Consider the following 13,517-nt stretch of genomic DNA (forward strand, 5'->3'; position numbering starts at 1 on the left):
AGGGGGCCGTGTGTGCGGGTCAGCGCTCGAGGTCGGCAAGCTTGTCGGGCTTGCCGTTCCACGCGTCGGCATCGGGCAAGGGATCGCGGCGCACCGCGATGACCGGCCACGTCTTGGCCAACTTGGCGTTGAGGGCGATGAAGGCGCGCTGATGCTCGGGTACCTCGTCCTCGGCGTAGATCGCCTCGGCCGGGCATTCCGCGACGCACAGGGTGCAGTCGATGCACTCTTCCGGATCGATGACGAGGAAATTCGGCCCTTCGTGGAAACAGTCCACCGGGCAGACCTCGACGCAGTCCGTGTATTTGCACTTGATGCAGTTCTCGGTGATGACGTAGGCCATGGTGTACTCCCAGCGAACGAAACGGAAATGGGTCGGCAGATCATAACGCAATTGCTCGCACCCGAGGCCTGAAACCTTGTACCGGCAAGGGTTTTAGGCACACTTGAACGTCTCGGCTAGCCAAGCCGAACGCATCCGCGCTAGCATAGACCAATGGAAAAAACCTCGGCCTCCCGGACCTTCGCGCGCAGCGTCTGTCCGCACGATTGCCCCAGCGTCTGCGCGCTGGATGTCGAACTCGCCGGCGACGGCCGCATCGGTCGCGTGCGCGGCGCGCCGCAGCCTTACACCGACAGCGTGATCTGCGCCAAGGTGGCGCGCTACGCCGAACGCGTGCACCACCCTGAACGCTTACTGCAACCGCTGCTGCGACGCGGCGCCAAAGGCGGCGGCGAGTTCACGCCGATCAGCTGGGACGCGGCGCTCGACCTGCTCGCCGAGAAAATCACGACGGCCGTCGCCCGCCACGGCGCCGAAACCGTCTGGCCCTACCACTACGCCGGCACCATGGGCCTCGTGCAGCGCGCCGCCCTGCGCCGACTGGGCCTTGTTTCAGGCTGGTCGCGCCAGCGCGAGACCTTCTGCGTCGCCCTCGCCGACCCGGGCTGGCTGGCGGGCGTCGGCGTCAAACGCGGCGTCGATGCGCGCGAGGTCGTCGATTCCGACCTGATCGTCGTCTGGGGCGGCAACCCGGTGCACACCCAGATCAACTTCATGCACTGGATCCAGAAGGCCAAGCGCGAGCGCGGCGCCCGTCTGGTGGTGATCGACCCTTACCGCACCCCGACCGCCGAGAAGGCCGACCTGCACCTCGCGCCGCTGCCCGGCACCGACGGCGCGCTGGCCAGTGCGGTGATGCACGTGCTGCTCGCCGAGGGCTATGCCGACCGCGACTACCTGGCCAAGCACACCGATTTCTCGCCGGCCGTCGAAGCGCACTTCGCCCAGCGCACGCCCGAATGGGCGGCGGCGATCACCGGCCTCTCGCCCGCGCAGATCGTCGAATTCGCCCGCCTCTACGGCGCGACGCAACGCAGCTACCTGCGCGTCGGCTACGGCTTCACCCGCCAGCGCAACGGTTCGGCGGCGATGCATGCGGTGAGCTGCCTGCCGGCGATCACCGGCGCCTGGCAACACCCCGGCGGCGGCGCGCTGTTCGGCCAGAGCGGGCTCTACGGCCTCGAGCGGCGCTTCCTCCACGGCGAAGACGCCCCCAACCCGCCGGCCCGCACCCTCGACATGAGCCGCCTCGGCGCCGTGCTCGCCGGCGAAAAGCGCGACCTCGGCGACGGCCCTCCGATCTCGCTCCTGCTGGTGCAGAACACCAACCCGGCGGTCGTCGCGCCGGAAAGTGGCCGCGTGCGCGAAGGCCTGCTGCGCGAGGAGCTGTTCACCTGCGTGCACGAGCAATTCCTCACCGACACCGCCAAGCTCGCCGACCTCGTCCTGCCGGCGACCACCTTCCTCGAACACGACGACCTCTACCAGGCCTCTGGCCACACCTTCCTGCAAACTGCGCGAGCCTTGATCCCGGCGCCCGGCGAATGCCGCTCGAACCAAGTGTTCATCGGTCAGCTGGCCGCGCGTCTCGGGCAAGCGCACCCTGCCTTCGCACTCGACGCTTGGGCGCTTGTCGATCGTGTACTCACCGACTCCGGCAAACCCAGCGCCGACGCGCTGCACGCCGCCGGCTGGCTGGACTGCGCGCCGCCGTTCGAAAAAGCCCACTTTCTCGACGGCTTCGGCCATCCCGACGGCCGTTTCCGTTTTGCCCCCGACTGGGCGGCACGCGGCGAACGCCACGCGACGATGCCCCCGTTGCCCGACCATCAGGACGTCATCGAGAAGGCCGACGCTGAACACCCGTTCCGCCTGGTCGCCGCGCCGGCCCGCAACTTCCTCAACACCACCTTTGGCGAAACGCCGACTTCGCGCCGTCACGAAGGCCGCCCGATGGTGCTCGTCCATCCGGCCGTGTGCGCCCGGCTGGGCATCGTCGACGGCGACGTCGTCACCCTGGGCAACACCCGCGGCGCGCTGCGCCTGCACGCCCGCGCCGGCAGCGGGCAGCTCGAAGGCACGCTGGTGGTCGAAAGCCAGTGGCCGAACGATGCATTTATCGATGGCATCGGCATCAACCTGCTGGTCGGCGCTGAGCCCGGATTCCCCAGCGCCGGCGCCGCCTATCATGACACTGCGGTATGGTTGCGCCCGGCCTGAGCGGCAAACGCCTCCGGCACGAAAAACGCTTTCAGGACAATGGGAAACATGCCGCCGCCCCGGCGGCGGCATGAACCAAGCGACTGCGCGGCGTGTCCTTCCCTTGCGGATTTTTTTTGGTTAGCATTGGTCAATTCCTTGCCGTCCCCCGTATCGCGCTTTTTCCGCGTTCCCGGCACCACCCCCTCCTCACCACTCGATAACAAAGAGGTCTTTCCATGAGCGAACACATCCATTACGTCACCGACGCCTCCTTCGAAGCCGACGTCCTCAAGGCCGACCAGCCCGTGCTGCTGGACTACTGGGCCGAATGGTGCGGCCCCTGCAAGATGCTGTCGCCCATCCTCGACGAAATCGCCGCCGACTACGCCGGCCGCCTCAAAGTCGCCAAGCTGAACATCGACGACAACCAGAACACGCCGGCCAACTACGGCGTGCGTGGCATCCCGACGCTGATGATCTTCAAGAACGGCGCCGTCGAAGCCACCAAGGTCGGCGCGATGTCGAAATCGCAGCTCTCGTCGTTCATTGACAGCCACCTGTAAAATTCGTTACCCTCCGCCTGAAGGTTCCCAGCGTCGCCCTGCCTATACCAATAGAGTCGAAACGCAGCCGACCCGAGCCTTCAGGCAAGCCTCCCCCGTAGTCCCCACACTGTTCTCTCCCCAGCGCCTCTGGCCGCGTCCGCCGCATTCGGCAGAGATGCCGCCAGCCAGCTCAGGCCACCGACCATCTCAACTCCGCTCATGCATCTCTCCGAACTCAAAGCCCTACATGTAAGCCAGCTTCTCGACATGGCGGTCGCCAACGACATCGAGGGCGCCAACCGGTTGCGCAAGCATGAACTGATCTTCGCCCTGCTGAAGAACCAGGCAAAGAAAGGCGAAACCATCTTTGGCGACGGCACGCTCGAAACGCTGCCCGACGGCTTTGGCTTCCTCCGTTCGCCCGACACCTCCTACCTCGCCAGCACCGACGACATCTACGTCAGCCCGAGCCAGATCCGCCGCTTCAACCTGCACAACGGCGACACCATCGAAGGCGAGATCCGCACCCCGAAGGACGGCGAACGTTATTTTGCGCTGGTCAAGGTCGATCGCATCAACGGCGAGCCGCCCGAGGCGTCGAAGAACAAGATCATGTTCGAGAACCTCACGCCGCTCCACCCGGAGAACCACATCCGGCTCGAGCGCGACATCCGTGGGGAAGAGAACACCACCAGCCGCATCATCGACATCATCGCCCCGATCGGCAAAGGCCAGCGCGGCCTGCTGGTCGCCAGCCCGAAGAGCGGCAAGACGGTGATGATGCAGCACATCGCGCACGCCATCACCGCCAACCATCCCGACATCAACCTGATCGTCCTGCTGATCGACGAACGCCCTGAAGAAGTCACCGAAATGACCCGTTCGGTGCGCGGCGAAGTCGTCGCCTCGACCTTTGACGAACCGGCCACCCGCCACGTCCAGGTTGCCGAAATGGTCATCGAGAAGGCCAAGCGCCTCGTCGAGCACAAGAAAGACGTCGTCATTCTGCTCGACTCGATCACCCGCCTCGCGCGTGCCTACAACACCGTCCAGCCGGCCTCCGGCAAGGTACTGACGGGCGGCGTCGACGCCAACGCGCTGCAAAAGCCCAAGCGCTTCTTCGGCGCCGCGCGCCACATTGAGGAAGGCGGCTCGCTGACCATCATCGCCACCGCCCTGATCGACACCGGCAGCCGCATGGACGACGTGATCTACGAGGAATTCAAGGGCACCGGCAACATGGAGATCCACCTGGATCGCCGCATGGCCGAGAAACGCGTGTACCCGGCCATCAACGTCAACCGCTCGGGCACGCGCCGCGAAGAACTGCTGCTCATGCCCGACGTCCTGCAAAAAATGTGGGTACTGCGCAAATTGCTCTACAACATGGACGACCTTGAGGCGATGGAATTCCTGCTCGACAAGATCAAGGCGACCAAAACCAACGCCGAGTTTTTCGACTCGATGCGCCGCTAGACCGCGCCCTGAGACAACGTTTGCAAAGCGCAAAGAAAACAAGGATAATGCCCCGTTTCCCGGAGTCGGCCACCGAATCGTCCATGGCGTTTCGAGCCGGCTAGATTTGACCTTCAGGAATTTCCAGCGATGAAATCCGACATCCATCCCGATTACGCCGACGTTCAAGTGACCTGCTCGTGCGGCAACGTGTTCACCACCCGTTCGACGCTCAAGAAGCCGCTGCACATCGAAGTGTGCTCGGCCTGCCATCCGTTCTACACCGGCAAGCAGAAGATCATCGACACCGCAGGTCGCGTCGAGAAGTTCAACAAGAAGTACTCGATGTACAAGTCGGCCTAAGCCGTCCTCGCTTTTCGCGACCGGAAAAGGCAGCCAGCGGCTGCCTTTTTTGTTTTAGCCACGCCGCGCAGGATCGCGCCGCACGGGCGAGGCGACGTAAAATACGCCGACTCGGACTGAGCCCCAGCAGTGGAGCACAGCACACCGGCCAGCACCACAAAAAAACACAAGAGCGAGCCGTACCCTATGCCTTTCCTTCAGGACCACCCGCGTTTCGCCGGCATCAGCCTTCCTCCGAGCGGCTGGGTGCTGGCCATCCTGCTCGCGCTCTACATCTGCGTCGGGCTGATCGGTCACGACCCCTGGAAGCACGACGACGCGATCACCATCGCCCTGGTCTACGACATCTACACCAGCGGCCACTGGCTGATGCCGCAGCTCGCCGGCCAGCCTTACCCCGATGCGCCGCTCTATTACTGGGTCGCTGCCGGCGCCGCCCACCTGTTTTCCTGGATCCTGCCGCTGCATGACGCCACCCGCCTGGCCAGCGGCGCCTTCACCCTGCTGGCGCTGGAGTTCATCCTCCTTGCCGCGCGCGAACTGCACGGCAAGGAGCACGCCGCCAGCGCTCCGCTGGCGCTGGCCGGGAGCATCGGCTTCCTTTACCACGCGCACGAAGCCCAGCCGATGCTTGCCGCGCTGTGCGCGCTGACCGCCGCATACTGGGCGCTCGCCCTGCTCCCGCGCCGCCCGCGCTTTGCCGCCCTGATCCTCGGCGGCGCGCTGGCCGGCGGTTTTCTGGCCAACGGCATGCTGCCGCTGCTGACCATGTTGCTGGCCGCCTTTCTGGCCTGCTGGAAAAGCGAGAACAAGCCCCTCTTCGCCGCCCACCTGGCCGGTGCCGCCCTGCTCGCAGCCGCGCTCATCGGCGCCTGGATCCTTCCGCTGAGCAGCCGTGATCCGGAATACTTCGCGCGCTTTCTTGCGGCCGAAACGACGCCGCTCTTTGCCGCGCACAACCCGGCGGCCAACATCCTGCGTCAGCTCAGCCTGCTCGTCTGGTACGCCTGGCCGGCCCTACCGCTCGCCGCCTGGGCGCTGTGGGCCAAACGGCGGGCCCTGACGACGCGCGCCATGGCCTGGCCGGGACTCGCTTTCATCGCCACGTTGCTGCTTCTCGGGGTCGGCGTCGAAGTGCGCAGCGCACCGGCGCTCCTCTTGCTGCCGCCACTCGTCCTGATCGCCGCACCGGGCGTTGCCCTGCTGCGCCGCGGCGCGGCCAACGCCTTCGACTGGTTCGGCATGATGACCTTCACCTTCTTCGCCGGCCTCACCTGGATCGCGTGGAGCGCAATAACCTTCGGCTGGCCCGAGCGCCTGGCCCGTCAAGCGGCACGCCTGGAACCGGGCTTCGTCGCCCGTTTCGACCTGATGACCGTGCTCATCGCGCTCGCCTGTACGCTGACCTGGTTCTGGCTGATCGTGACCAGTCCGCGCTCGCCGATGCGCGGGCTGATGCACTGGATGGCCGGACTGACCTTGTTCTGGGTGCTGATCGCCAATCTGCTGATGCCCTGGATCGACTACGGCAAGAGCTACCGACCGGTCGCCGGCCAGCTGTCGGCCGCGCTGCCCGCCCGCATTCAGGACGGCAAGCCCGAGCGCGGCCGCTGCATCGCCAACGGCAACCTGCCCAATTCCATCCTGGCCAGCTTCTATTACTTCGAGAACCTGCGCACGCTGCCGCTGGAGAGCGAAGACGGCAAACGGTGCAACTGGCTGCTGGTCCACGGCGAGGTGCGTGATGCCGCCGGGATGAGCGCCGCCGGCTGGCGCAAAGTGTGGGAAGGCAAGCGCCCGGGTGACCGGCGCGAGAGCGACAAATTCCACGTCTACCGGCGCGAACGCAACCGCCCGGCGGCGGAACTGCCCGAGCTGCCGCCGACCGACACGCGCGAGACGGCACTGCCGGCCCCGCGCCCGTCCACGCCGGCGCCGGCCAGCCCGCCCGCGCCCTGACGCCGCAACTCAAGCCCGAATGAAGTGCTCGCGGTAGTAACGCAACTCGGCGATCGATTCGCGGATGTCGGCCAGCGCGGTGTGGTCCGCCTTCTTGACGAAGCCCTTGGCAACCTCAGGCTTCCAGCGTCGACACAGTTCCTTGAGCGTGCTCACGTCGAGGTTGCGGTAATGAAAATAGGCCTCGAGGCGCGGCAGGTAACGGACCATGAAGCGCCGGTCCTGGCCGATCGAGTTGCCGCACATCGGACTCGCCCGTTCGGGCACCCACTGCTGCATGAAAGCCAGCGCCTCGGCTTCCAGACCGGCCTCGTCGAGCGCCGAGGCACGCACGCGCTCGATCAGGCCCGAACGCCCGTGCGTCGCCTTGCACCAGTCGTCCATCGCATCGAGCAGGGCATCGGGCTGATGCACGACCCAGACCGGCGATTCGGCCAGGGTGTTGAGCTCGCTGTCAGTGACGATCACCGCCATTTCGAGGATGCGTTCGCGTTCCGGGTCGAGGCCGGTCATTTCCATGTCCAGCCAGACGAGATGATTGGCGTCCTGTGCCATATAATTCCTCCAAAACTCCATTTTCTCACAGCCGCATGGCCAATTCCCTCACCCTCGCCGTCCTTCTCGCCCTGCTTCTGATGCTGGCCCTGCGCCAGTGGCTCGCCCGCCGTCAGATCGCCCACGTCCTTGCCCACCGCGACCAGGTTCCTTCACAGTTTGCGCACCGCATCGAGCTCGCCGCGCACCGGAAGGCCGCTGACTACACCGTCGCCAAGACCCGTTTCGCGCGCTTTCACCTCGCGCTCGAGACCGTGCTCCTGCTCGGCCTGACCTTCGGCGGTGGGCTGCAGGCGCTGCACGACTTCTGGAGCGCGCACGCAAGCGGCCTGACGTACGGCGTCGCCCTGATCTTCAGCGTGATGCTGATCTCGGCGGTGCTCGAACTGCCGCTCTCGCTCTACGCGCAGTTCGGCATCGAAGCGCGCTTCGGCTTCAACCGCATGAGCTACGGCCTGTTCTTCGCCGATCTCGTTAAGCAGACCTTGCTCGGCGCGGCAATCGGCGCCCCGCTGCTCTACGCCGTACTGTGGCTGATGGAGGGCATGGGCAGCCGCTGGTGGCTCTACGTCTGGCTGCTGTGGTGCGGCTTCAACCTGTTGATCCTCTTCATCTACCCGACCTGGATCGCGCCGCTGTTCAACAAGTTCTCACCGCTCGAAGACAACGAACTCAAGGCGCGCATCGAAGCGCTGCTCGGGCGCTGCGGCTTCGCCGTCGCCGGTCTCTTCGTCATGGACGGCTCGAAGCGCTCGAACCACGGCAATGCCTACTTCACCGGCTTTGGCCGCAACAAGCGCATCGTTTTCTTCGACACCCTGCTTGCCCGCCTCCAGCCGGGCGAAGTCGAGGCCGTGCTGGCGCACGAGCTCGGCCATTTCAAGCGCCGCCACATCGTCAAACGCATCGTCCTGATCTTCGCCGCCACCCTCGCCTTCCTCGCCGTCCTCGGCCAGCTCATCGACCAGCCGGCCTTCTACGCGGGCCTCGGCGTCGAAGCCCAGAACACGGCCATCGCGCTGATTCTTTTCTTCCTCGTCGCACCGCTATTCACCTTCCCGCTCACCCCGCTCACCAGCCTGCTCTCGCGCCGCCACGAATACGAGGCCGACGCCTACGCCGCCGAGCAGACCTCGGCCACCGACCTCGCGCAGGCCTTGGTCAAGCTCTACGAGGACAACGCCGCGACGCTGACCCCCGACCCGCTGCATTCGCTGTTCTACGATTCGCACCCGCCGGCCGCCCTGCGCGTCGCCCGGCTCAGCGCATGAGCCACGGCACCGTCATCGCGGCGCACGGCCGCCAATACGTCGTCGAGCTTGAAGACGCGGCACACACGACGCTGCGCTGCTTCACCCGCGGCAAGAAGAGCGACCTCGTTTGCGGCGACCGCGTCGAAATCCAGGCCAGCGGCGACGGCCAGGGCGTTGTCGAGCGCATCGCCGAACGGCACAGCCTGCTCTACCGCTCGAACGAATTCCGTGAAAAGCTGATCGCCGCCAACGTCACCCAGGTGCTCATCGTCGTCGCCACCGAGCCCTCGTTCTCCGACGAACTCATCACCCGCTGCCTGCTCGCCTGCGAGAGCCAGGACATCGCCCCGCTGATCGTGCTCAACAAGTGCGACCTCGCCGACCGCTTGCCGGCGGCGCGCGCCGCGCTGGCGCCCTTCACCGCGCTCGGCTACCCGCTGCTCGAACTCTCGGCCAAGGGGGCCACGAGTGACCTCGCCGCACTGCGCGCGCACCTCGCGGGCCACACCAGCGTCCTCGTCGGGCAGTCAGGGATGGGCAAATCGACGCTGACCAACGCCCTCGTCCCGCACGCCCAGGCGGCAACGCGCGAAATCTCGAGCGCGCTCGACTCCGGCAAGCACACCACGACGCACGCCACGCTCTACCGGCTGGACGACAGCAGCGCCCTGATCGACTCGCCGGGACTGCAGGAATTCGGCCTTGGTCACCTCGACGCCACAGCACTCGAACACGCTTTTCCCGAGTTGCGCACGCGCCTGGGCGAATGCCGTTTCCGCGACTGCCGCCACAACCGCGAACCGGGCTGCGCGGTGCGTGCCGCGCTCGACGCCGGCGCCATCGACGCCCGCCGCTACGCTGTCTTCCGCAGCCTGCGCGATGCTCTACGCTGATTGAGGAGTTCCGCCATGAGCGACATCGTCATTTATCGCAAAAACAACAAAAACGTCGCGGAGGCACGTACCGCCGCCGAACGACTGGCCGGAGAACTCGCCAACCGTTTCGGCCTGCGCAGTCATTGGCAGGACGACACCCTGATCTTCGAACGCCCGGGAGCGAATGGCGAACTGGCAATCAGCGAAGAAGAAGTCATCCTCACGGTCAGCCTCGGCCTCTTGCTCCGCGCACTCAAGCCCAGCCTCGAACGCGAAATCCAGCGTCAATTCGACGCCGTCTTCGGCACCTGAAGATCGCCCAAGCCCTCCTCTGAAAGCGCCATTCCACGCGCCTTCCAGCCCGGCTGCAGGGCGCACCCAGTCTTGGCTTCGGGCACGATGCGTTGAATGCGGCGCGCGGCAGCCGCCGTACCGGGCTCAAAACCCATCGGGACGACCGCCGCGGACAAGGCGCACGGAATCGTGCGCCGCGAGCGCATTGCCGCTCTAGCGCTGCCGCCGCACGGGCTCCGGGTCCATCAAGCTGACGCAACGCTTCAAGATCGCCGCCTGCTCTTCCGGCGTCTTGCCGACCAGATCGCAGCTCTGGGCACTGCTCCGGGCCTGCGCCGTCACCGGGCGCTCAGCCGCCGGCTCCGGCGCGGCGGCGCGCGGCTTGCCCGCCCTGGCGGGCGGCTCGACCACCGGCTTTTTGCCCACCGCTTTAGCTGCTGCCTCCTTTACCGCCGCCTCTTTCTCGGCCGCTTCCTTCGCCGTGGCGGCCGCCTGGCGCTGCGCCTCCTCGGCCGCCGCTTTTTCCGCTGCCTTCGCCTCCGCCTCAACGCGCTTGGCCTCGGCCTCGTTGAGTTTGACGATCTCCGCCGTCAGCGTTTCAACGCGCTGGTTCATTTCGCCCAGCGCCGCGTCGCGCTTTTTGATCTCGGCGCGCAGCGCCTGCAACTCGCCGTGCCCCGCCTTGCCCGACTGGGCAAAGAACACGCCGACCGCCGCCAACAGGGCCAGCACCGCAGTCGCCAGCGCGGCGATCGCAAGCAGGCTGGGGCGCGATTTCGGCGCCACGTGCCCTTTCTCCGGGGCTTCATGTTGCCCCTCGCCATCGCCATTCGGGGTTGAGGCGCTCGACACAACCAGGGTCGGCACATCAGCTTGGTTAACTTCCGTTTCTTTCTCTGCGCTCACCGCATTCTCCCCATAGGTTGCCGAAACCGCCCCGCACATCGAGCAAGGCGCAAGGCGGCGCACCGCGCCGACCGCACCCTAGCATCATAGGTCAGGATGTGCCCGGACGCGCCAGAATGCGCCAGCAGGCCGATCTTTACTGCGCGCCCGGGGCACCGCCCGACGCGGGCGTGGTATGCTGCCTCCTGCGGCGCTCCACAGCACCGCCAGGATCAACCACGTTGCACACCCAGCCTATGAACACGCCTCCTACCGCGAGCCCGCCCGGGCCCAACCCACGCGCCCTGCTCAAGACCCTGCAGGCGACCTATCCCGTCTTCCGCGACCACGCCCCGCTCGCCATCGGCATCGACAAGCAGCTGCTGGCCCGCCAGCCGGAGCTCGAGAAGAAAACCCTGCGCATCGCGCTAAGCATGCACACCGGCTCGCTGCGCTACCTCAAGACGCTGGAAAAGGCTTCGCACCGCCTTGACCTCGACGGCCAGCAGACGGCCGAATTGACCGACGAGCACCGCCAGCACGCTGCCGAACAACTGCGCGAGCGTTTCCGCAAGGAAGCCGAACGGCGCAAGGCTGAACGCGCCGCCGAGGCCGCGCGCGAAGCCGAACGCATCCAAACGGAAAAGCGCGCGGCCAAGCTCAATCAGCTGGTCGAGAAGTTCGCGCGCAACAAATAAACCCCGGTTCCCCCTGAACCGCCGTCGCGCCTTTGGCGCAACCCCGCAGCACCACACGCCGCCTCGCCGGCCCAGGCCCCAGCCTCGGCCGGCGCTGACGTTTACGCTCGGTTATTAAGGGGATGCGCGCGGCAATTGCAGGACGGGATGCTGTTCCGGCGTCCAGATGCCGGTCAGGCGCCAAGTCTGGGTATCGTCCTCGAGGGTGGCCAGCCAGCGCCCGCCCAGTCCGCCGGAGAATTTTCCGGCATAAACCCCGCCGCCGCTGGCGCTCAGCGTATGAAAGCGGTCAACGCCTGCACGGGTCGGATGGGAAAGCTGCAGACGCAGGCCCTCCGGCAACGCCACACCGGCCGGCGCGCGCAACACGATGCGCACCTGATCGCCCTTCTCAGAAATCATGACCTCGCCCTGAAGGCCAAGCCGCAGGGCTGTCTGCTCGCGCTCGGTGACCTGATTGACCGCCAGCCCCTTGCGGTAATAATCGTCATCGACGAGGCCATCGTTGCTCTTGAAGGCAATGTAGGCGGTCAACAGGCCCGCGACCACCACGACGAAAGGGCCAAGCATCAGCAGCCACGGCCACGGATGACGATACCAGGGCAAAGCGAGTTTAAGTGTCTTGTCGTTCATGGCATGAAGAAAGTGGCTTTTTCGCGCACGGCGATGGCGTCGTTCGCCATCGACCGCACCTCAAAGTAAATCTTGTTCGACCCTTTCGGGGCCGCCCCGTAGTCGACCGCGACGACCACCGGAACGTTCCGGTTCGATGCCGCCGGCACCTCGACGATCCGCTCGCCGACGATGCCGATGCCGCCGACACCGCCGACGCTGAGCGCGTAGCGGTGCGTCGATTCATCGGTATTCATGATGTGCAGGCGGTAGACGTTCTCGATCCCGCCGTCGTCGTCCTCGCGGTAGAGGCTGCCGCGATCGCGCAGCACGTCGACCTTGAGCGGGATGCGCGTCGCCAGGCTCCAGGCGGCGGCGGCGACGATCAGCACGAGCAGGCCGGTATAGATGAGCGTGCGCGGCCGCAACAGGTGCCGGACGATGTCGCCAAAACCGTAGTGACGCGCCAGCGCGTTCTCGGTCGAATAGCGCACCAGCCCCCGCGGCAAGCCGACCTTGTCCATCACCGCATCACAGGCGTCGATGCACGCCGCACAGGCGATGCATTCGTACTGCAGGCCATTGCGGATGTCGATCCCGGTCGGACAGACCTGGACGCAGATGCCGCAGTCGATGCAATCGCCCTTGCCCGCCGCCTTGGCGTCCTCGCCCTTGCGCCGCGGCGCGCGCGGCTCGCCGCGTTCGGCGTCGTAGGTGATGATCAAGGTGTCGGGGTCGAACATCACGCCCTGGAAGCGGGCGTAGGGGCACATGTACTTGCACACCTGCTCGCGCATGAAGCCGGCCATCATGTACAGAAAGCCGGCATAGAAGAAAATCCAGAAGAATTCCCACGGCCCAAGCGTGAACGCGGCGAGCGAATGCGCCAGTTCGCGGATCGGCGAGAAATAGCCGACGAAGGTGAAGCCGGTCCACAGGGCCACCGCCAACCACAAAAGGTGTTTGGTCAGCTTGATGCGGAACTTGCGCGCATCCATCGGCTGCGCGTCAAGTTTCATGCGCGCCGGGCGATCGCCTTCGACCTTGCGCTCGATCCACATCAGGATTTCGGTATAGACGGTCTGCGGACAGGCATAACCGCAGAACAGGCGCCCGCCGATCGCCGTGGCCAGGAACAAGAGATACGCGGAAATGACCAACAGGATCGCGAGGTAGATGGCGTCCTGTGGCCAGAACACCATGCCGAAGACGTAGAACTTGCGTTCTACGAGATGGAAGAGCACCGCCTGCCGCCCGCCCCAGTCGAGCCAGCACAACCCGTAGAAAATGGCCTGGGTGAAGAAGACCATGATCCAGCGCCAGTTGCCGAAGATCCCGCTGACGCTGCGGGCATACACCGTCTTGTGCTTCTCGTAGAGCCTCTCGGTATTGACCACGGCGACCCGTGGCCCCGCTGGTGCCGGGGTCTCCGGCGCCGGTCCGCGCTTCTCGTTCATCGTTCTCGACCCAATCCGTTT

At 65.8% G+C, this 13,517-nt stretch carries 15 protein-coding genes; 9 read left to right on the forward strand and 6 right to left on the reverse strand.

Annotated elements, in window-relative coordinates; translation table 11 throughout:
* Positions 1 to 19: 19 nt before the first annotated feature.
* Positions 20 to 343 carry a ferredoxin FdxA gene (gene fdxA, locus QMB55_RS01550; RefSeq protein ID WP_497586896.1) on the reverse strand — a complete coding sequence of 108 codons (324 nt, stop codon included), beginning with the start codon at positions 341 to 343 and terminating at the stop codon, positions 20 to 22.
* A gap of 153 nt (positions 344 to 496) precedes the next feature.
* On the opposite strand from fdxA, the gene QMB55_RS01555 reads away from it, so the two are divergent.
* Positions 497 to 2,563: a molybdopterin-dependent oxidoreductase gene (locus QMB55_RS01555; protein WP_497586897.1), complete on the forward strand. Its 2,067-nt coding sequence runs from the start codon at positions 497 to 499 to the stop codon at positions 2,561 to 2,563.
* On the opposite strand, the gene QMB55_RS01560 is transcribed toward QMB55_RS01555, so the two are convergent.
* Positions 2,530 to 2,799 carry a hypothetical protein gene (locus QMB55_RS01560; protein ID WP_497586898.1) on the reverse strand — a complete coding sequence of 90 codons (270 nt, stop codon included), beginning with the start codon at positions 2,797 to 2,799 and terminating at the stop codon, positions 2,530 to 2,532. The genes QMB55_RS01555 and QMB55_RS01560 overlap by 34 nt on opposite strands.
* Between QMB55_RS01560 and trxA the strand changes: the two genes are divergently transcribed.
* The 4 genes from trxA to QMB55_RS01580 all read left to right on the forward strand — a co-directional run bounded on the left by trxA (position 2,782) and on the right by QMB55_RS01580 (position 6,867).
* On the forward strand, positions 2,782 to 3,108 hold the full coding sequence (gene trxA / locus QMB55_RS01565; RefSeq protein WP_497586899.1) for a thioredoxin TrxA: 327 nt from the start codon (positions 2,782 to 2,784) through the stop codon (positions 3,106 to 3,108). The genes QMB55_RS01560 and trxA overlap by 18 nt on opposite strands.
* Before the next feature lie 201 nt (positions 3,109 to 3,309).
* Positions 3,310 to 4,566 (forward strand): transcription termination factor Rho, encoded by a 1,257-nt coding sequence (gene rho, locus QMB55_RS01570; RefSeq protein WP_497586900.1) that lies wholly within the window; start codon positions 3,310 to 3,312, stop codon positions 4,564 to 4,566.
* A 129-nt stretch (positions 4,567 to 4,695) separates the two neighbouring features.
* Complete coding sequence (rpmE, locus tag QMB55_RS01575) at positions 4,696 to 4,908, forward strand: 50S ribosomal protein L31 (RefSeq protein WP_497586901.1); 213 nt, start codon at positions 4,696 to 4,698, stop codon at positions 4,906 to 4,908.
* 186 nt (positions 4,909 to 5,094) lie between these two features.
* Complete coding sequence (locus QMB55_RS01580; RefSeq protein WP_497586902.1) at positions 5,095 to 6,867, forward strand: ArnT family glycosyltransferase; 1,773 nt, start codon at positions 5,095 to 5,097, stop codon at positions 6,865 to 6,867.
* Between the two features lie 9 nt (positions 6,868 to 6,876).
* On the opposite strand, the gene orn is transcribed toward QMB55_RS01580, so the two are convergent.
* Complete coding sequence (gene orn, locus QMB55_RS01585) at positions 6,877 to 7,422, reverse strand: oligoribonuclease (RefSeq protein WP_497586903.1); 546 nt, start codon at positions 7,420 to 7,422, stop codon at positions 6,877 to 6,879.
* Positions 7,423 to 7,457: 35 nt separating this feature from the next.
* On the opposite strand from orn, the gene QMB55_RS01590 reads away from it, so the two are divergent.
* Genes QMB55_RS01590 through QMB55_RS01600 form a run of 3 tightly spaced genes read left to right on the forward strand, consistent with a single transcriptional unit; the run spans position 7,458 to position 9,862 of the window.
* Positions 7,458 to 8,693, forward strand: a complete 1,236-nt coding sequence (locus tag QMB55_RS01590) for a M48 family metallopeptidase (RefSeq protein WP_497586904.1) — start codon at positions 7,458 to 7,460, stop codon at positions 8,691 to 8,693.
* Entirely contained in the window at positions 8,690 to 9,568 is an 879-nt protein-coding gene (gene rsgA / locus QMB55_RS01595; protein ID WP_497586905.1) for a ribosome small subunit-dependent GTPase A, read from the forward strand. The genes QMB55_RS01590 and rsgA overlap by 4 nt, the downstream gene beginning before the upstream one ends.
* A gap of 15 nt (positions 9,569 to 9,583) precedes the next feature.
* Positions 9,584 to 9,862: a polyhydroxyalkanoic acid system family protein gene (locus QMB55_RS01600; protein ID WP_497586906.1), complete on the forward strand. Its 279-nt coding sequence runs from the start codon at positions 9,584 to 9,586 to the stop codon at positions 9,860 to 9,862.
* Between the two features lie 195 nt (positions 9,863 to 10,057).
* On the opposite strand, the gene QMB55_RS01605 is transcribed toward QMB55_RS01600, so the two are convergent.
* Positions 10,058 to 10,750, reverse strand: coding sequence for a hypothetical protein (locus QMB55_RS01605; RefSeq protein ID WP_497586907.1), 693 nt, complete (start codon positions 10,748 to 10,750; stop codon positions 10,058 to 10,060).
* 236 nt (positions 10,751 to 10,986) lie between these two features.
* Here QMB55_RS01605 and QMB55_RS01610 point away from each other — a divergent pair, with 236 nt between their 5' ends.
* The gene (locus QMB55_RS01610; RefSeq protein WP_497586908.1) at positions 10,987 to 11,427 is read left to right on the forward strand and encodes a ProQ/FINO family protein; all 441 of its coding nucleotides are present in this window, start codon (positions 10,987 to 10,989) and stop codon (positions 11,425 to 11,427) included.
* A gap of 114 nt (positions 11,428 to 11,541) precedes the next feature.
* On the opposite strand, the gene QMB55_RS01615 is transcribed toward QMB55_RS01610, so the two are convergent.
* Together QMB55_RS01615 and ccoG are read right to left on the reverse strand one after the other, a co-directional pair.
* Positions 11,542 to 12,060, reverse strand: coding sequence for a FixH family protein (locus QMB55_RS01615; RefSeq protein ID WP_497586909.1), 519 nt, complete (start codon positions 12,058 to 12,060; stop codon positions 11,542 to 11,544).
* Complete coding sequence (gene ccoG, locus QMB55_RS01620) at positions 12,057 to 13,496, reverse strand: cytochrome c oxidase accessory protein CcoG (protein WP_497586910.1); 1,440 nt, start codon at positions 13,494 to 13,496, stop codon at positions 12,057 to 12,059. Before ccoG ends, QMB55_RS01615 begins: the two co-directional genes overlap by 4 nt.
* Between the last annotated feature and the right edge of the window lie 21 nt (positions 13,497 to 13,517).

The sequence above is a fragment of the Propionivibrio sp. genome (assembly GCF_041441355.1).
Taxonomy (GTDB): Bacteria; Pseudomonadota; Gammaproteobacteria; order Burkholderiales; family Rhodocyclaceae; genus Propionivibrio.